General features: G+C 45.0%; 15 protein-coding genes. 3 read left to right on the top strand and 12 right to left on the bottom strand.

Annotation, left to right across the window (positions count from 1 at the left end):
• Positions 1 to 289 precede the first annotated feature (289 nt).
• A complete protein-coding gene (locus CHI14_RS19820) occupies positions 290 to 1,381 on the top strand; it encodes a GntR family transcriptional regulator (protein WP_095291239.1) in 1,092 nt (363 codons plus the stop codon).
• 119 nt (positions 1,382 to 1,500) lie between these two features.
• Here the strand turns inward: CHI14_RS19820 and CHI14_RS19815 are convergent, their stop codons facing one another.
• The 8 genes from CHI14_RS19815 to CHI14_RS30125 all read right to left on the bottom strand — a co-directional run bounded on the left by CHI14_RS19815 (position 1,501) and on the right by CHI14_RS30125 (position 15,316).
• The gene (locus tag CHI14_RS19815) at positions 1,501 to 2,145 is read right to left on the bottom strand and encodes a nitroreductase family protein (protein WP_095290616.1); all 645 of its coding nucleotides are present in this window, start codon (positions 2,143 to 2,145) and stop codon (positions 1,501 to 1,503) included.
• Positions 2,146 to 2,263: 118 nt separating this feature from the next.
• A complete protein-coding gene (locus CHI14_RS19810) occupies positions 2,264 to 2,710 on the bottom strand; it encodes an RrF2 family transcriptional regulator (RefSeq protein WP_095290614.1) in 447 nt (148 codons plus the stop codon).
• A 98-nt stretch (positions 2,711 to 2,808) separates the two neighbouring features.
• Positions 2,809 to 3,516, bottom strand: a complete 708-nt coding sequence (locus CHI14_RS30525; RefSeq protein WP_249281176.1) for a sensor histidine kinase — start codon at positions 3,514 to 3,516, stop codon at positions 2,809 to 2,811.
• 754 nt (positions 3,517 to 4,270) lie between these two features.
• Positions 4,271 to 4,801: a GNAT family N-acetyltransferase gene (locus CHI14_RS19800; protein ID WP_095290611.1), complete on the bottom strand. Its 531-nt coding sequence runs from the start codon at positions 4,799 to 4,801 to the stop codon at positions 4,271 to 4,273.
• Between the two features lie 381 nt (positions 4,802 to 5,182).
• Positions 5,183 to 5,959: a class B sortase gene (gene srtB / locus CHI14_RS19795; RefSeq protein ID WP_095290609.1), complete on the bottom strand. Its 777-nt coding sequence runs from the start codon at positions 5,957 to 5,959 to the stop codon at positions 5,183 to 5,185.
• A gap of 25 nt (positions 5,960 to 5,984) precedes the next feature.
• Positions 5,985 to 12,053: a DUF7601 domain-containing protein gene (locus CHI14_RS19790; protein WP_095290607.1), complete on the bottom strand. Its 6,069-nt coding sequence runs from the start codon at positions 12,051 to 12,053 to the stop codon at positions 5,985 to 5,987.
• A gap of 546 nt (positions 12,054 to 12,599) precedes the next feature.
• Positions 12,600 to 14,723: a bifunctional metallophosphatase/5'-nucleotidase gene (locus CHI14_RS19785; protein ID WP_095290606.1), complete on the bottom strand. Its 2,124-nt coding sequence runs from the start codon at positions 14,721 to 14,723 to the stop codon at positions 12,600 to 12,602.
• A 224-nt stretch (positions 14,724 to 14,947) separates the two neighbouring features.
• Positions 14,948 to 15,316, bottom strand: a complete 369-nt coding sequence (locus tag CHI14_RS30125) for a hypothetical protein (RefSeq protein WP_170948198.1) — start codon at positions 15,314 to 15,316, stop codon at positions 14,948 to 14,950.
• Positions 15,317 to 15,549: 233 nt separating this feature from the next.
• On the opposite strand from CHI14_RS30125, the gene CHI14_RS19780 reads away from it, so the two are divergent.
• The gene (locus tag CHI14_RS19780) at positions 15,550 to 16,506 is read left to right on the top strand and encodes a YndJ family transporter (protein ID WP_095290604.1); all 957 of its coding nucleotides are present in this window, start codon (positions 15,550 to 15,552) and stop codon (positions 16,504 to 16,506) included.
• Positions 16,507 to 16,676: 170 nt separating this feature from the next.
• Entirely contained in the window at positions 16,677 to 17,129 is a 453-nt protein-coding gene (locus CHI14_RS19775) for an esterase (RefSeq protein ID WP_095290602.1), read from the top strand.
• 190 nt (positions 17,130 to 17,319) lie between these two features.
• Here the strand turns inward: CHI14_RS19775 and CHI14_RS30520 are convergent, their stop codons facing one another.
• The 4 genes from CHI14_RS30520 to CHI14_RS30515 form a co-directional block, all read right to left on the bottom strand.
• On the bottom strand, positions 17,320 to 17,481 hold the full coding sequence (locus tag CHI14_RS30520) for an aldehyde dehydrogenase family protein (protein ID WP_349290386.1): 162 nt from the start codon (positions 17,479 to 17,481) through the stop codon (positions 17,320 to 17,322).
• 68 nt (positions 17,482 to 17,549) lie between these two features.
• Entirely contained in the window at positions 17,550 to 18,029 is a 480-nt protein-coding gene (gene rlmH / locus CHI14_RS19765) for a 23S rRNA (pseudouridine(1915)-N(3))-methyltransferase RlmH (RefSeq protein ID WP_095290599.1), read from the bottom strand.
• 491 nt (positions 18,030 to 18,520) lie between these two features.
• On the bottom strand, positions 18,521 to 18,688 hold the full coding sequence (locus tag CHI14_RS19755) for a CxxH/CxxC protein (protein WP_068964251.1): 168 nt from the start codon (positions 18,686 to 18,688) through the stop codon (positions 18,521 to 18,523).
• A gap of 282 nt (positions 18,689 to 18,970) precedes the next feature.
• Entirely contained in the window at positions 18,971 to 19,492 is a 522-nt protein-coding gene (locus CHI14_RS30515; RefSeq protein WP_249281175.1) for a hypothetical protein, read from the bottom strand.
• Between the last annotated feature and the right edge of the window lie 77 nt (positions 19,493 to 19,569).

Here is a 19,569-nt window from a genome sequence, read left to right as displayed (position 1 = left end):
TTTCCTTTTCTGACAGCCTTAGTATAATTTTTGTACGTACATCTGTCAATAATATATAATATTTATACTTACAAAGAACATGATATTAGTGTTTAGCATGTCTTTTTCTGCTTGCTTATGGGTATGCTGTAGTGTACAGTTTCATGTAACCGAGCCAGAATTGTACGGTTTATTTCGAGAAATATGCCGTTTTATTTTCATTAGACTAGAATCATGCTAAAATATGTACGTACAACTATTTGAACCATAACGTTTCTATAGATGAGTAATCATGAAAGAAGTGGATTGTGTGAAGCCAAAATACCAAGTCATTATTGATGATATAAAGAGCCATATCCTTTCGGGGACATATAACGTGGGCGAACAGATCCCAACAGAGTCTGCTCTGCAGGAGAGCTACAATGTGAGTCGCCAGACGGTACGGAAGGCCATTTTGGAGCTGTCGAACGAAGGTTTTTTGAGAAGCGAGAAGGGCTCTGGCACCTATGTCAGCAACCAATACCGCTCCAGATCCGGCGGAACAACGATGAAGAAAACGATTGGTGTCATCACGACATACATCTCTGATTACATCTTCCCCTCCATCATTCGCGGTATTGAAAGCCGATTGAACGAGGATAATTATTCACTGCTGTTAGCCAGCACCAATAATGATGTCGCCCAAGAGAAAAAGGCGCTGGAGATGATGCTCTCCTACGGAGTCGATGGCCTGATTGTGGAGCCGACCAAGAGCAATTTGTATAACCCCAACATTGCGTACTACCTGTCATTTAAGGAGCAGGATGTACCGTTCACGATGATCAATGCCTTTTACGAAGAGCTGGAGGTTCCCTTCTTCTGTCTGGATGACGTACAGTCCAGCTATCTGGCCACCCGGGAATTGATTGCCAAAGGGCATACCCAGATTGGGCTTATTGCGAAAATGGATGATTTGCAAGGAAAGTACCGGATGAAGGGGTATATCAAAGCATTGGGCGAAGCCAAATTACGGTTCCATCCCGAGCAGGTGCTTTCGTTCGATACAGCCTCGAAACCGGATCTATCCGCTAATCTGGAAACGTTTCTGAACGATAACAGGGAAGCTCTAACCGCCATCGTATGTTATAACGACGAGGTGGGGCTGGAAGTGGTGCATGCCTGCCGAAGACTGGACATATCCATTCCGGATGAGTTATCCATTATTGGACAGGACAATTCGTACATCGCCAAGAACGCCAATATTAAACTCACCACGTTAACCCATCCTCAGGAGCAAATGGGACGCGACGCTGCCGATTGGGTCATTAAGAAGCTGCAAGGCAAAAAGGACCTGCCTACCAACACCTATTACCAGCCTGTCCTGGTGGAGGGTGAGACGGTGAAAGAGATTGAAGTAGAATAAGGTATTATCCATAGAAAAAGGCTGCCATCATGGCAGCCTTTAACGTTTTTATGTTTTACCTATCCTACAATCGCTGGAAGAATCCTATCCAAGGTAAATCCTCGGGAGCATTCTTCCCATTATCTTGTTATGCCGTTCCAAAATGTCATCTCATCAATTGGAAGACGTGTGGTTGGATGTCCCGGTTGTGATGCTTTACCGATGGCTATGAGTATAGTGGGCACATAATGATTGGGGATATCAAATGCCTGGGTGAATTTCTCCTTGTCATACCCTGCCATGGCAACGGTATCGTAACCGCGTGCTCGTGCGGCTAGCATGAGCTGCATCGATACAAGACCACAATCGAATATTACACCATCCTTAATATATTGAGGATCCATGGATGCCAGCATTCCCTTCATATTGGTAACCAGTGTTTCCTTGACTTCTTGAGTCATGTAACCAGCTTCTACGGAAGCGTCATAAACAGAGTCCACCTGTCTAATGTACTCCATGTCACCAAGCACCGCGATGACAGCCGAGGCATTCACCACTTGCTGTTGGTTATTCGCAATGGGAAGCAGCTGTTCCTTCAAAGCCTGATCATTGAAGACAACGAATTTCCATGGCTGCATATTTGCACCTGACGGAGCAAGAGTAGCTTCAGTCAAAATATCTTTCAGTTCCTGCTCGGAAATATTGAAGGCAGGATCGTAATGCCGTACTGAACGTCTTTCTTTGACAACACCCATGAAACTTTGCTCTTGTTTTGTGCTCTCCATTCCGTTTAGCCTCCCATAACTATACTGTGTATTATTTAGCACAGTTAAAAACAAAAAAATAAACCACTTAACTGTGCTAATATAAGCACAGTATATATGCGGAATAGATCGTTGTCAATTATTCCTTTACGGGGTTCATTTTATTGGCCATATCGGCAATGGTGTATTTTTGTAAAATATTCAGAACACTATTGTTAATTTCAGCCGAGATATCGCTGAACATATCATGCATCTGTAAGCCGAATGCGTGCTCACCTGTTGATTCAAGCATACCTTCGCATAGAGATACATCGGTCTGGAGTGCCTGATATATATCAGCCAGTGTGACTGACTCCGGCGTTGCCTTCATCCGGTATCCCCCATCGCGACCTTCCCGGACTTCAAGAATATTTTCCTGAGCCAGCTTCGCCAATATCCGGCGGATCAACGTCGCTTCCGAACACAAGTGATCAGCAATATTGGTGCTTGGGTAACGATTTGGACTATCTGACATGAACACAAGAGCCTGCAGAGCCAAGCCGAATGCCTTGCTGTTGGATGGACAGGTATGTTTGGCCTTTTTCATTATACAGTGCTCCCTTCTTCGTGATGTAATGTGTGCATTATAGCAAACCCTTAAGTCCCATTCAACAAGAGGAAGAGGAACCGTTCTACGCTGGCTGTTTACTTCTCATTTACAGCTAAGAAGCGAACAGTAACCGTGGTTCCATGTCCTTTCAAACTATGATAATGAATCTCTCCACCATACTTTTCGACAATATTAAAACAGATCATCAACCCAAGCCCAGTTCCATTACTTTTTAACGAATAAAAAGGAGTACCTAGTGACTTCACCTCATCTTCTGACATTCCGCTTCCTTGATCGATAATTCTTATCTCAATATCATGACGACTTCTCCTTGCCGTGACAGAGACAGACATGCCAGCCTCCGATGCTTCCACTGCATTTTTGATTAAATTCATAAGCAGCTGTTTGAACTCAATTGTATTAATGAGAATCGTACAGTCTTCCTCAACATCTATATCAATATGATTATCCGATAGCATGGCATATGAACTTAGCAGACTTGTAACACCATGAAGGACATCCTTCACGTCGACTCTCTCCGGTTTCAGATCTCCGTTCGGCTTGGAGAGGGTTAGGAATTGAGAAGTGATGTGTTCAACCGTATTCAGTTCATCGATAATTAATTTAAACTTGTTCTTGTCCGAAACGTCAAAAGCGGGATCTTGCTGATATAACTGCAAAAAACCTCGAACAACCGTAACCGGATTCCTAATTTCATGCGCCACGGCAGCGGTCAAATTAGCGATCATCTTCAAACGCTCTGCTTGTTGTACCTGCTCATAATAGAGTTGCTGCTTTTTCATCCGACTAAAGGATAAATGAAATATGAGAAACAGCATCACTTGGCTGGCTATGATATTGATTAAATTGCCTACAAGATCGTAATGTAAGTATGTATACACCTGTCCCTGGTCAATTAGAGTAATGTAAACGAAAGTCATCAGAATCAGTATTCCATTTAAAACCATGGAGAAGTAAAACAATTTCATATCAAAAAACAAAATGGCAAGAGAAGGAATGAGGCATATCAGAATATAGGTGGTCCAGGTATCCGGGTACAAAAAGAAAAGAGTATAGAAATAAGCGAACCCCATCATAATGATGATCTTTCTGAAAAAATAAGTTTCATGCCTCGGATAGATCAGCAAACACACCGATATAATTGCTACACACATAAAATGAATACCATATCCTATCGTAATACCCTTTAACTCGGACGTCGATAGGATAAGTCCCCACACCATAAGCACAATGATCGTTAACATGGATATATAATATGTTCTTCGATTCACCTGACTGTATAATTCTTTCATGAACCCACCATTTCAATTCAAATTTAATATCTTCGAATATCTTCAATACGATATAGCCTTGTACGCAGGCAAACCTAAGAGCACCCGCCTGATGCCCTAATCTACATCTCATTGTATCTTATTTGACTAACGACTTAATATATAATTCTGTTGTTTTACGTAAAATGCAGTACAGCCGTACGGTCCACGTGCCCGTACGGCTATACTGAAGTTTATGCTGCTATCGTAATCCTGATAGATTAGCTTAATTTGATGTTGATTTTGAGTATAAATAGAGATCATTCGCTGCTTCTTCTGCGCTTTTATCTTGACTAAGGATTCCTTCATACGTGAAACCAAGTTTTTGCAAGAGCTTTATGGAATTCAGGTTTTCAGGTTCTACCTTTGCTTCGATTCGTTTCAGCTTCCATGATGAGAAAGCATACTCGGCCAAACTCGAAACCGCCTCTGAAGCATAACCTTTTCCCCAGTACGATTTGGCTAGGTCATAACCAATTTCCGCTGTTCCATTTACAAAATTGAAGGCATTATACCCACATGAACCTATAATTTCGCCCGATTCTTTGTGTATGATGGAGAAACGAATGGCCTTATTGTCCTGTGATAGATCATCCAGAAGCTGAATCATTTCTATTGCTTGATTTTCAGCCGTGAAACAACGAACATTCATAAATCGAGTAACATCCGGATCAGACCAGATTTTAAATAAAGCCGGTGAATCTAATACCTGCATTTTCCTCAGCTGCAGACGCTCTGTCTGTAATTCTGTAATCAATACTTTCACCTCCATTGTTTTTTGATAGGGTAGGTTCAAGATATTGATATCTGCGCATAGTTCAGTCCCTTCCATGTTGAATTCATTCTATTATACCAAATGTATAAAAAATCCATATACGCGAGTTGAACGAGCATTATCCTAAATATAGACGAATGGCCGCTTATGCTAACCGTTACTTTACCTTAGAATGACTGTAAAGTGGACAAGAAACAAAAAGTACGTTTGTCCGATTATCGTTCTATCGTGTAAGAGGTGAAAAGATACTGCAAGGAATAAGTAGCCTCATTGTTTTGGCAACAAAAAAATCGCGTCCTCCAAACGGAGAACGCAATATGAAGCAGATTGATTTCCTGTATCATTTCTTGTATCAGCATCACCTCAACGCTTTCGCGCGACCACGGCCAGCCTTCCATTTTCAGTCGAGTACTCGCAGGTGGACAGCACAACAAGCTTATCGCCATACTGGGCTGTTACACCTGTATCATAGAGAGCAAGCTTCTTAATACTCTGTACATAGGAATTGAACTCGGAGGGCGTATTGATCTCCCCAATCTGGTAGTATTTAAAAACGTCATCCGATTTCCGATAGACTTCTGACAAAATAACGGCAACAATCTCATACTCTTCTTTCTCGTAAAGTGTGCTGAATTGAAACGTGGCATGCTCCTTATAGAAGCTCTCGTTCTTATATTTCATTAAGTCTTTGAACATCCAACCGCTTTTCATGTGATGTCCATGAATCAACAAAATGTTCGAAGTGTCAGCCTGACTATCCTTATCCAAAAAAGGAAGCCCACCTGTAGTTTCCCTTTTATCAAAATCATGATTGAGATAGTACTCCGCATCCTGTGGATTCTGCATGACCGGATACTCAATCCGGGTGCCATCAATCTTCAGCCAGCCAACAATGTCCGAGTTCCTCTCATACAGATTCCGGAATTCGGGAAGCATGACCTGCTTATTCGCCTTATTGGACAAAAAGGAGGGGACTGTATCCCCTCCTTCTTGGTTTGATCCTTCCTCCCAAACCTCTGTCAGCTCTTCAATTTTCTGTTGCTCCGTATAATCCCGCAAAAAAATTCTTGTCATACTGACGAGAGAAAACACCAACAAAAGGGAGGAAACGGCGATAAGAATTTTTTTAGTTATGCTCATTTTTCCTTACCGCCTTTCCAATCTACTAAATATGCTTTTTCTTCTTATTGCCCAGTAGACAGAGTCCGATCGTCACCAAGGACATCATCGCCAAAATCATATACAAGATTGGCGATACACTGTTGTCTCCGGTTTGCGGAGCATCGTCCAATTCATTGCCCGCATCCTTATCGGCTAAGTCACTGACATGACCAACTTCATGGTCATCGTTATCAGTCACGTTGTCGACATTGTTAGGCTCGGAAGTGCCCGGTTGCTCAGGAACAGGACTAACAGGGCCTGGCTTTACCGGCTCTGGTTCAGGGTTGACAGGGCTTGGATCCACCGGCTCCGGTACAGGATTGAATGGCCCTGGCTCCGGTGTAGGGTTGATTGGGCCTGGATTCACCGGCTCTGGTGCAGGGTTGACAGGACCCGGATTCACCGGTTCTGGTGCAGGGTTGACTGGGCCCGGATTCACTGGCTCTGGTGCAGGGTTGACAGGACCCGGTACGCCGCCGGTGTTTATCGGTTTCATTGGGACATCGTATTTTACAATGTCAAAATCGACAGAAATCGTATCACTCCTGTGCGTTTCGTATCCATCTTTCGTTACGATTAGGTAGTAATCCGCTTCAGGGAACACCATGTACGCGTAGAAGCCGTTGGCATCACTCATCTGCTCTGGGCTCTCGTTGTCATGAGGCGGAAAATTAGGAACCGGAGGAAGCGTAACTTTCGTACCCGGAATGCGTCCGTTATCTCGATTAAGCTGCGTATCGGCATAGTAGAGTGTAACTTTGGCTCCTTCAATTTTCTTGCCTGTGCTCGCATCTCCTGTCGTTTCGTCATAAACCGTACCGTAAGGATCGACCAATGCCTCGGATATATTCAGCTCCCCGTTCGCTTTCACGTTCAGCTGTGTCACTTTGAAGAGCAGTTCCTCCCCTGTCTCAGCCTTATAGCGAACTTCCATGGTATACTTCTGCTCGCTCAGCCCCTCCACAGAGAAGGTACCGTTCGAAGCCATAGGAAATGCCTTGGGATGACCGTTCTCCTCAACATACTTGCCGGCCATATCCTTCAAATAAATGTACATCTGACTGGTTAATGACTCACTGAATAGCTCTGTTGTTCCATCCAGCTGCTTAAACAGAATGATCCCTACAGCTGTAATGTCAGCCGGAATGGTCTCGTCCGTCACGCTGCCGTCTACATTGGCTTTTTGCGTGAACTCGACAGGAACATCTTTTCCGCCTACCTGATACCACTTGGTATATGTGATTGTGTAGTCCGTGTCCGCTGTGGCCGGGATCGCATATTCACCCTTGTCATTCGTTTCCGTTTGAATCTCCTTGCCGGTCTTCAGGTCCGTTATCGTAATAGGTGCATTTGGAATAACTTCTCCTGTGTTGTTGTTACGTAGAACGCCTTCCAGATATGGGCGAGTATTGATGAAATGGGCTTCGGCCGGTTTTTTCTCTGGAATAGTGCCTGTGTGGTCGAAAGTTTCAGGATCCGTTACATAACCATCTTCCGTATAATCAACCTGGGTCACCTTATACTCGAGATACGTTGGAAGTCCTTGCACAATAAGTGTCTGACCATCTGTAAGCTCAAAGGTCTCCCCGTTCTTGATTGTGCCGCTGCTTCCGTCTGACTTTTCATAGGTGTAAGCTTCGTTCTCGCCCTCTCCTGTGAAGTTAAGGGTGTACTTGAACAGTTTCTTTTTGTCATCGTCTTTGCCTTTGACTGTATTACTGATGAGCAGGCCGCCCTTCAGCACCCGAATGTTGGTGAACGGGGCCAGTTCATCTTGGCCTTCCATGATTCCGGTATGTTCCCGTTCCTCAGGATTGGTCGTGTAGTCATCGGCTGTGTATTCCTTCTGGGTAACGGTGTACTTCAGACCCTTAGGCAGATCGGAAATATCCAGTGTCTCTCCATGCTTAAGCTTGAAGATATCCAGGGACTTGATCGTACCTGTGCTGCCGTCCGACTTCATGTAGGAGTAGCTTCCATCCTTACCCGTACCCTCAAAAATGACTGTGTACTCAAAGTCCTTCGTCTTGTCGCCACCGTTCCCCATGACGGTATTGCTGACTGTCAGTTTGTTAACGGTTCGTTCATTGACGAAGTCTGCCTTGTGATCACCTTTATTCTCGATTGTACCGGTCAGCTCTCTCGTTTCCGGGTTAGTCGTGTATCCGTCAACGGTTGTATAATCAGTCTCGGTTACAGTATAGGTCATACCCGCAGGCAATGTCGGGAGCGTCACAGCTTGCCCGTGCTTGAGGATAATCTTGTTTCCGCTCTTAATGGTACCGAACCTATTATCCGGCTTCTTATAGGTATACTCTCCGTCCTTTCCTTCACCCTCGAAAGTTACGGTATATTCAAAATCCTTGGCAGGGTCGCTGCCGTTCCCTTCCACCTTATTGGTGATGGTCAGCTTTCCTTGTGCTGGAGTAGGAACAACCAGCGGATTAGTGCTTTCTACCAGATTGCCGTCCACCCAGATAGGGTTAAATGGCGTACTAGACACACGCACGTTATAAACTCGTTCGGTAGGCAGATAGGTTGTCTCGTCGATCCAGGTTTCTTTCAGATCGTAAAGTCCTACCTCTACGTTAAAAATCAACTCGCCCTTGCTGTCGGTAACTCCCTTGATGGGAACCCCCTTCTTATCAACAGCTACCGTACCATCCTTGTTGTAAAGCGTAAACTCTACGCCCTGCAGCGGCTTTCCGTCAGGATCGACCTTTCTTAGCTTCAGAATAGGCTGCCATCCAGCACCGCCGCTAATGTCTGCACTTTCTACCGTGTATTCCGCATGGCTGCTGACATCCTTGGCGGCATCATCGCCCATCATCTGCACGTTGTTGCCTGCCTTGTCGCCGACACCGAGTACAGTGCCGTCGATTTCAGTCTGGTAAACGAACAGATAGAGCTTGTTCGGGTTCGCCATCTTGAAGGTCAGTGTCGTTGTTCCGTCTGCCTCCTTGTTCGCCGTAACCTTGACCTCGCTATCAGAAGCGTACAGGTCAAGAGCCTCACCATCTTTGGCCAAAGCTCCGCTAGCCGTTAACTTGGCAGGATAGATCGCCATATCGGGAGCCCGGAGAGAGAGTCGGTCAAATTCATCATTGCGCAGTTTAAGTCCCTTGTCTAACGTATCCTGCAAGTAGGCAGTATCTTTCACTGTAAATGGCGTGGCATATTCCACGGTCCACTCCAGCACGCCAGGGGCTGCTTTTTTAACCGTTTTGTTTATCGATTTTGATGGAGGAACGATAACTTTGCGCTGCACGGGCGTCTGGTTATCCCGCTCGACATCAACTACCGTATCCTCGTCTCCCCATTTGATGCGCAGCTCAGCCTTGTTATATACCGTCTGTTCCGTATGACCGGCATCGGCATATTGCTTGAGAGTTGCAGCCGTGGGGCCCGCCTTTACCAAAATCACATATGGCTGTTCCAGCTTCGTAAAACTAAACGTCCCCACGTTGCCAGCAGCAGAAAAGCTTACCAGATTGTCGGGATCGGTAATAGGCGCAACAGGTGCGGTGGCGTCCACCCTCAACCCATAATCGGCTCTTGCCCCTTTGTAAATCTCAAATGCTTTCCCCTCCGAATAAGACTTAAACTCCCAGCCCTCGGGGAGGATATCGACCACCTGAATATTTTGTGCGACATGCGTGCCGCCGTGCTTGGCCATTTCCTCGGTATTGATTCCGTTGGCGTTGACCGACAGACGGAAAGTTACCGTATTGGTCGCCCGGTCATAGGCCGCTCTTGTCCAATAATCCTTCTCATTTCCAGAGTAGATAAAACTGTTAACCTGATTTGGCGCAACATTATCCTCTACCCCGCTTGCCGGGTTCACCGGCTTTGACGCAAAGAGCATTCCCTTGGTCAGCATACCGCTGTTGACAGCGTTAGCATTCGAACCTGCACCTGTTACATAATCTCCGCCATCGAACAGAGATACCTGGTTATAAAAATTATTCGCGTAATTATGTGCAAAATGCTTCCAGTTCGTCAAAAATGTATTAATGTTATACGTATATACTTTCTCTCCGGTTGTAAAACCGGTGACAGCCAGGATGTCGGCGACCGCCTTGCCGTTTTGGGTAACCGTATAGACTTTTTCGGTTAACCCATCGGCAGAGCTAAAGGAATCTGGCTTATACCGCTGCCAATACCTTGGATTTGCCGCATTTTTGGTTCGTATTGCTGTCAAGAGTTCCGAATCGATGGACGGACTGACCGTAACCTTACTCCAGTCAATGTCGCTTCCATCTCCGTACACGAACAGGTCATAAATGCTTCCGTCCGGCATCGCGTCCAGCGGCTTAAAGGACACCTTCCATCCTAAAATGCCTGTAGCTAAATCGCCTCCGTTGGCTGTCTTGCTCAGGCTAATGGTCGCTTTGGTGACCGTTGCCTGATCTGTTACCCCGATGTCGTTGTTTTGCCCGTTGCCGTCCGTCTGATCCAGATTCCACTTGGCAGTAGCCTTGTTAGTAAAGCTGGTTTGCGTGCCGGTAATGTCGGTGACAATGACCAACCTCACCGGGCCGTTCACGGTTCCGAAGGAATAGGCATCGTCTGCGGGCTTCATCGTAATCGAATTGATGTCCGACCATACATTTGCTTCAAACTTCTGAAACGTTGCAGACTTGAAGCTGAGTCCGGCAGGGATGACATCCGTTATTGCCAAGTCCTGCAGAGGGTTCCTGTTGTATTTGGCATTATGGTTAACCGTAATGGTCCATGTGATGGTGTTATCCTTGTAGTTCTGCACCCCATCCTTCTGAATCCAAACGGGCTTGAGCGCAACAGTCCACGTATTACCTGTTGTCAGCTCCGTATTGTCCGCTTTCAGCAGTTTTACTGCACTTGTGTCCGTGCCATTGATTACTTGCTGTGTTTTGGAGAAGTCCCAGCTACTATCATTATAGCGATACTGTGCGTAGTATTTTTCCTTCGGAATCCAGGTTTCGAAGTTGATGGTTGCCGTATCGCCGATATTGTCAGGGAAGGTGTAGGTCAGCCCGTTCCCATTATAGGTCGGCGTTGCTCCTGCCACAACATTGTTGGCCGCATCCTTTACTTCGAAGGAACCTGCCACATAATTACCTACATTAGTCAAATCATTGGAAAATATCGTTTTGTCCAGCGGTAGCTTGATGTTCACGTCATCCATGTCAGTAGCAGTGACGATCGCTTGCCATTTCACCTTGCCTGCTTGAAAATCGGCATTCGATATCTCCACCCTGCCTCGTTGCTGGGTATAGCTAACGAAGCTGTCCGTGTTACTGTTCGAGCGCAAGCTGATGCTGTACTTCCCTGCAACATCCGGATTTTCCAGCATATATCCGCTCCCGAATAGGTTGAGAGGCGCGGTTGTGCCGTAGTCCATTCCCGCTACATCGGCCTTTGCGGTGGTGTCAAAGCGGAAGTTAACGTTTGTCCCCTGGAGAAACAAGCTTTCTTCACCGTCAAAAACGATCTTAATGCTGCTTCCGGTAAAATAGGCGGTTCCCAGCTTGTAGTTCACCCCAAACAGATTAACGTTTAAAGGTATTGTAGCATTCGTCAGAGTTACTCCCTGAAAGTAATCCGCTTGCTTCAACTCAATGAAGTCGCCTTGTTGGATGTAAGTGTCTGGATCGTTCGCATCCGTGTCACTATCGCTCCGCATTGGCACACTGAGATTTTCCGACGTGATTGAAAAAGTCTGCCTGCCGTTGATCTTGTCAACTTCTGGATCGTATCCAGGGGCTGTAGTAGACTTTATCTCACTCGCAGGAGTTCCTTGGGAAACCGCCAGCGGAAAAGGGGTATTTTTACCCATCAATAAACTCGTCTTATCCGCTGGCCCAGCCGTTAAGGCTATTGGGGCCGAGGCCGGCTCATCATACACCGCCTCCGTTACTGACGGCTGTTCGTCCGTGCTCGATGAATCGGCTTCGCTAATAGCCACTGCACCGGAATCATTTGGCACGCTATCCGCATATGCAGTGACAGAGAACGCTACCGTCTGCAAAATAAGCATCATTGCCAGGAAGCAAGAGAGTATAGCCTTACCTATGTTGCGTTTTCGTTTCAAGATCCCTTTCTCCTCCATTCCCTAAATTGCCAAAATCCATCAACAGTAGGAGGATCCAGCCTGATCACATTTATCCTAATGAATCTCTTCTGTATGTATGATTCTAGTAGACCTTTGCCTCAAATGAGATCTTGCGAAGATTCCTCCTGTTCGCCCTCATAGATCGATGGCTCGTGAAGATGCACTTTGGTCCGAGTTTCCACTCTTTCTTGTTTAGTTTAAAAAAAGAGTCTCTACAAAATCTCAACAAAGACAACTAGAACATGAGAAACGAGCTGATCGAGGTGACATTTGAATAGAAAAGTGATTCATTTGGGATGAATTGAAGGAGAGTTACGGCTTGAAGGAGTGTATTTCTGAAGTGATCTTATCTCTTAAAATTCCGATTTGCTCGTATAGAGGCATAATAAAAACACATCCTCATGGGGTTATAGTACTCTCCCAGATAAAACCTTTCAAAGATTCGAGGTTTATCATTAGAAAAGAACTATTGTCCAAAAAGGATGTGTCTTCCTGTCTTAAAATATGGTTTGAATACGTTCTATATTATGAAGCTTTTGCCGCAACTGCTTTTTGAATGAGAGCTTTGGCATCGTTATTGGAGAGGCCTTGTTTCGGCTCGAGTGAATTGTTTTCTGCCGCTTCAAGAATACCTTGCTCAATCAATTGTGCCAAGGATTTAACTGCATAGGCAGATACGGATTTACCATCTTTGAAACCAGCAATAATCGCAGCAGCATCTTTATCCGAAGCTGGATTTTTCAACAATTTAGCAAGAATAGTAGCTGCTTCTTCACGAGTGATAATACGGTCAGGGTTGAAGTTACCACCAAAGCCTTGAATGAGTCCAGCATGAGCAGCTTCAGCGATAGCATCTGCATATGCCGCGTCAGCAGCCACATCCTTGAACGCAGGTGCTGTAGCAACTTCGTTTAGTTTCAACATGTCTACTAGCGCACTTACAAATTCAGCACGGGAAATGAATTCTGTTGTTACCGGTGTTTCTGGTTGCTCTGCAGCTGCAGCGATATTCGTAATGCGCCCTTCTGTTTTCGCTTCAATCGCGCCGCCTTTATATGCATCTACAATGTATTGATAGAATACATCCAGATCGATAGGACCAGCCAGGGATGATTTAGCATCCACCAGCACTTTATAGTTATCTCCACCTGCTGCCATAAAGTTGTTCACCACAGCTGTATATGTTTTGGCAGGATCAATAGCCGTACCATCTTCAAGGCTAAGACTAGTCACACGTTCTGCAACTGGCTTATTGAAATCTGCTGTGTATTTCAAACCAGAGATTTGTAGTGTTTTGGTGTTTGGCGTACCATCCGCATTGGTTCCCCATTGTTGTTCCAGCAAGGTTTGAATTTGCTCACCTGTGAGCTCCAGTTTTACTAGCGTATTGCCAAACGGTTGGATTTTAGCAAGATCAGCAAAGGTCACATCGCCTTCTGGTAGATCTGCACGAATACCACCTGGGTTCATAAATGCAAAGTCAGCTTCGCTTGCGTTATCCCCGAAGTCGGCTTGACGCATTGCATCTGCAATGAGGTTTCCTAGAGGTGCCTCGTTATTGTAAGCATCTGTGCGAGTGACAGAACCATCGGTTGTACCTACTGGCTTGGTTAGCTCAGGATGCTTGTCCAATGATTTTTTTATAATTGCCAAAGATTCAGGGTCTTCTTTTACACCCTCTTGGAAAGTTGTTGTCACTGTTGCAGATTTTTCAGTTACATCCCCAGTCGTAGGGTCAATCATCAACTTGATATCTTCAAATGCTGTACCATAAGAGTACGCTTGAACGATCAATTTCCCATTCACTTCACCGTTAGCCAAAGCGTGATTGTCACCTGCAACGATAACATCAACAGGAGAGTCTGCTGGCAGAGCTTTTGCCAAATCAGCTGCTTCTCCAGTCGTTACGCCTTCTTTGGTTGTTGCTGGATCATGCGCCAGAACGATGATCGTTTCAACACCTTGATCTTGCAATTCTTTTGAATATTTATTAACCGCTTCCACTTCTTCCTCAGCACTTAAGAAACGCACGCCTGCTGTACCCGATGGGGAAACTTTAGCCGGTGTAGATTTCGTCACCAATCCGATAAATCCGATTTTGACGCCGCCCACTTCTTTAATCACATATGGCTTAATTAACGTTTTGCCAGTAGCAGTCTCGATGACATTTGCATTTACATAATCAAATTTTGCACCAGCATGAGTCACTTTGCCTTCTTTTGGATCAAGGCCACCAAAGATTTGTGCTTTCAATGCAGCGATCCCTTGGTCGAATTCATGGTTGCCAAGAGAACCTACATCGAAGCCCATCATGTTCATCCATTCCATCGTAGGCTCATCCCGATCCAAAGAAGAAACTGGCGCAGATGCACCAACAGAGTCTCCATTATGGAAGAGTAGGGAGTTTTCATATTTGGCTTGAGCTTCTTTCAGATATGTAGCTAGAATTGGAGCTGTTCCTGCCTTTTTATCCCCAACCATTGATGTGGTATCGAGCTGACCATGCAGGTCATTAATTCCGATCAAGTGTACTTCTACATCTGTGCCTGCAGCAGAAACAGGACCTACCGCGCCGAATAGTTGAGAAAGTAATAGAGCAGTAGTTGCCACACGAATGGTGCTTTTCCCCAAAACTTTTTTCCATGACATGAGTTAAAAAACCCCTCTCCAATTTCTGATCCTGAGATATTTTAACATAAATCAAGTCATAAAAATCGCGAACTATATCAAATGGATGTAAAAATTTTGAAAGATTGATAGATAAGGAAGCTGGTCTATTTTATTGGAAGATGACGAACTTCAAGTTTACAATTTCTGAGCGCAGAAAAAAGAGACGTGGACATCTCTCCAGCGTCTCTGACTTTTATCCAGGATTACTTTTTTTCTTCTTGTGCCATGGCTTCTCCGCCTATGAAACAGAGAATCTCAATATCATCAATCTCGATCATCTTATCCTTTTCTGCATCGTAGTACTCCCCATATAGAAATAGGGACTCATTCTTCCTACTCAATAAATAAGGAATAATTTTCTCACAAAATTCTGTAACACTTTGAAACATCGATTGCGGGGCAATCCCTGATTCATCGATAACGAATAACTCTTTGTGAACCGTAAGGGCGGGGTTACGATTTAAATGATACAGCCCAAAAGAGGTATTCTTGCGATACTCATCGTAAATGGGTATTTCTATCTTTTCTATGAAATCTCCATCCGTATAATTCAAGGTTAACTTTGCGGTCATCTCCATTCTCCTTTTTAACAATATAGTAAAGTGCCTCCATTGGAGCTCTCCTCGAGAAAGATTCTAGAGACTATTTTCACACGATCCTTCTCGCAGTAAGATGCTTATTTTCATATATTGACAATTATATGTGTTAGACTACAAAAAGAAGAATTACCGATCTATAATAAAGAACTCTACACAACTGGATGCAGGCAGTTATTACGATAAACGTAGGTTAGAAAGGAAACCCCATGAATAGTTCCTTGAGGCAACTAATGAAATCATTATTAGCACCCGCGTTTCCAGGTGGAATCATAAGCATTCTGATATTTTATCTTGATTACTTTCAATTCGAACTTGTTGAAAAATTTCTACTTTTTGCGGCTTTCGTCATTGTACCTCTTGTAATCTTACTTTTGAACCATGACGCAAGGAATAAACATCAACGAATGATTTATGCTGCTATGAAATGGCTTCAATTTCCCGCTGTGCTTCTTACCTTGGCCTCGGTAATGAGCAGTAAGATGTGGGGATTAGAAAGCACCGCAATACCAGGGATTCTCTCCCTTGGGTGGCTACTGTTTACACTACTGCTTGGCATCTATGGCTTGAGCACTATTATGATTTCTAAAGGAAAAGCAGCGGAAATAGCAATTGGTGCAGGGCTTGTTTATTTTTTTATCGGGGGCATTTGGTTTACCTTATATCAATATCAATTTGACCTCTTTGAAGCTAATGTGGCAACACACGCGTTAAGCTCGGTCCATTTTCATTTTTCATCTGCAATCGTTCCGATTTTTATTGGCGCACTGGGACGGATCATGACGAAAAAAAGCTGGTATCCCTGGGTTGTTGCCATCGATATCATCGGACCCATATTGATTGCTTTCGGTATGATTTTCTCCAAGCCGATTGAGTACATTGGTGTCACCTTGTTCGCATGTAATATTGTGGTTTATACCGCTTATCTCCTTGCTTACATGAGGAAAAACGCTCTGGATATTAAGGCAGCCTTCTTCTTAGGCCTTTCTTGTCTAGCCTTTTACACGGTTGTTGTCATTTCCATCTTCTATCCGTTACTGAAAAATATGTACTCCTTGACCATACTCGATTTCATTCCCATTTATGGATCTCTGCATGCGTTTGGATTTGTCTTATGTGGACTAATTGGTTGGGTGTATATGATAGGCTTCATTAAGGAAAAATGATTGTCAAAGAGATTAGATAGATTGGTACATCTTTATGAAATGGTGAATGTGATTTTTAGCTAACCAATCGGCTTAAATGAAGTAGTTTAGCCAGGTTCGTGCTATAATGGAGTTTACCTGATTAACATTCATCATTCTGCCGAGATGGCGATGATTAAGGAGATTGAACTTTGACGAACAACCATGATATTGGAGCAGTTAACGAACTACCGGAAAACTTTGAAGAGCTCAAACGAGCGGCTAATCGGTCGGCAAGCTGGAGAGACAGACTGAATGCGGTGAATGAATTGGGAAACTGGGATACCGTCCCTACCATACAGTTGCTTCATTATGTTTTGAAAAATGATCAAGTGTTTCAAGTGCGCGAAGCCGCATATCTCAAGCTCAAGCAGTTGGATGAAGATGTACAGATGCCTGCCAAAAACAAAGGCGATCTGTTTAAAGGTCTTAACAAAATTTTGCTACGGATTAAAAAAAGCCTTCCTGAAGGTCACACATTTGAGCAATTTAAGGAAAAACTGCAAAAGACACGTCTGGATATCTATGATACTTACGAGGGCGACAAAGATGCTGAGTTCGACTCCTGGCTCCATGGAATTTGGGAGACACTAGGTAGAAAATAGCTGCCGTTCACCGTATAATAGCTGAGTACAAAGCCACTCCATAAAATTGGAGTGGCTTCTTTATTTCTTCAGGGTCACCTCCATCAGATATGTGTTATTTTTTTCTCCAAAAAGTTGCTACTGTCAAACTTATCTGACAAAAAAACGCCTTGTCTACTGATTCTTAGAGATCAGTAAACAAAGCGCAAAGTTAGAGCCTACATTCAATTTCACATCTACATTCCCTGTACGATGCAACGCCCACATCCGCATCACCATGAACGACATTGATTACACCAGCCGGGAACTCACTCGCAATAATCTCTGCAACCTTCGCTGCCGTCAGTGGCGCAAACGGACTGGGTTTAAACACAATCGTGCTCCTATCGTCGATAGGCTGTAAATACAGGCTACTGCGAGTTTTCCGCAAAAAACTTGCCCCTACTTATGGTACGGTTCATTCCGATTGATCTTCACCGCGCGATAAATCTGCTCCACCAGCACCAGCCGCATCAACTGGTGCGGCAGGGTCATGCGCCCGAAGCTCAGTCGCTGCTTCGCGCGGCCCAGTACCTCATCGGAGAGCCCGTGGCTTCCTCCGATGACAAACACGACATGGCTCGTCCCATACGTGCCGAGCTTGTCGATCTCTGCTGCCAGCTCCTCCGAACTCCAGAGCTGGCCGTCCAATGCGAGCGCGACGACATGCGCCTCGCTCTTCACATGCGCGAGGATGCGTTCACCCTCGCGCTCTTTCACCGCCCGCACCTCAGCTTCGCTCAGGGTGTCGGGCGCCTTCTCGTCTGCGACCTCGATCATCTGAAACTTGATGTACGGGGCAAGACGCTTGGCATATTCCTGAATGCCGAGCGTCAGATATTTTTCCTTCAATTTGCCTACGCCAATAATCTGAATGAACATAAAACCATTTCCTCCTCATGATCGCAATCCTGTATGTATCTATTTATATGAACGGTGCTTCGCCACACCTATAATCTCACTTATTAAACGCAGATCCTCTTGCGAACCTCACGCACCTTATGCAGCCTCAAGTACACATTAATGCGAGGCTAGTGAACCTCACTCACCTTAATACGAGGAAGTAAGGGCTCTATACCTATCATTTCTGGCAAATAACGTGTCTGCGGTTCGTTAACCCACATATCGGCCCAAATCAACCATTTAAGACGTCTTAGGTTCCTTACATTACGCTTCAAAAAATGACTCTCCCTACCCATCTTCACCCACAGACAGCAGACAGCACATACCGCCATCTCCCCATTCTTCCACAAACACAAAAAGAGCGCTCCGACACGCTCTCCCTGCTTCTTACCTTTGATGTTCATACCGGATGGCAGGCGAGCGAGTGCGTCCATAAGGGACGCCTCTGCTGCGGATGCCTACACAGTACGCTAGACGACGAGAAACTCAGCCTTTTGTTCGCACTCGGCGCACTTCGCAGGCGGGTCCCAATCGGCAAATTCCGTCTCCTTCAGATCAACAATATCCGGAGCGTCCTCATACTCATCGACAAACATGTCGATGGCAATGTCCACGTGTTCTTTGCATACAACGTACATCCGTTCAAGCATCCTTTCTGTAACCAGCTATGCTCCCGATTCACAACCGCTTATCCATATAGGATAGCCACTTCTCTGTTCTATCACACCTGGGGTGGAAAAGAAACCCCTATCCCTCATTTATCGTGTTTAACCCCCAATAATCTTCCCCAACCGGCAAAAAATCAAACCAAAAAAGCGTTCTTGTTCGACACTATTCCATGTCCTTAGAGAACGCTCCAATGATTCCATACAACAACGCTTATCTATGTTTCAACGCATTCAATCTCCAGTTCAACGTTCTTAATTCAACCCTGATTGTGCCTTTGTCAGCAGCTTGCCACCCTGGAACGCCAGAATCGCATTGGCTCCCGTATCGCCAGCTCCCTTATAGCTGTAGACGACCGTATTCTCCGCTTCGCTCAGGGCTTCGCCTTCCCCGCCGACGATCTCCTTCACTTCATCATACGTCATGCCCACATCAAGCTTCTCATATTGAGCAAATGTAATCCGTATGCCATCCCCCTTGCCGGCAGATCCGTTATTACCTGAAGAAGTAGAACTATTCCCACCCAATTCATTTACTGCTGTTACCGTACTATTCAGCTCTTCCAGCCTCTTCTCCAGCGCAGCAATCTTCTCATCCTGCTTAATGCTCTTCTCACCTTGTGAGGCAAGCTGCTTCTCCAGACTTGCAATTCGTCCCTCCAAACCGCTGTTATCCGCAGACCCAGAGGAAGATACCTCAGATCCACATGCAGAGAGTACGGATAATGATAGTAGTAAAGCCGCTCCTCCGAGCGAGTGTTTCATCAAATGTTTCATTAAATAAGCTCCTCTTCTTGCCAATTGATCTTCCAACCCAACCACGACAAATGCATGTTACTCGCACAATCGTGCAC

The sequence above is a fragment of the Paenibacillus sp. 7516 genome (assembly GCF_002272715.1).
In the GTDB taxonomy this organism is placed as follows: domain Bacteria; phylum Bacillota; class Bacilli; order Paenibacillales; family Paenibacillaceae; genus Paenibacillus; species Paenibacillus illinoisensis_A.
The sequence above is the reverse complement of the archived record's forward strand: the minus strand, read 5'-3'. Positions and strand labels throughout refer to the sequence as shown.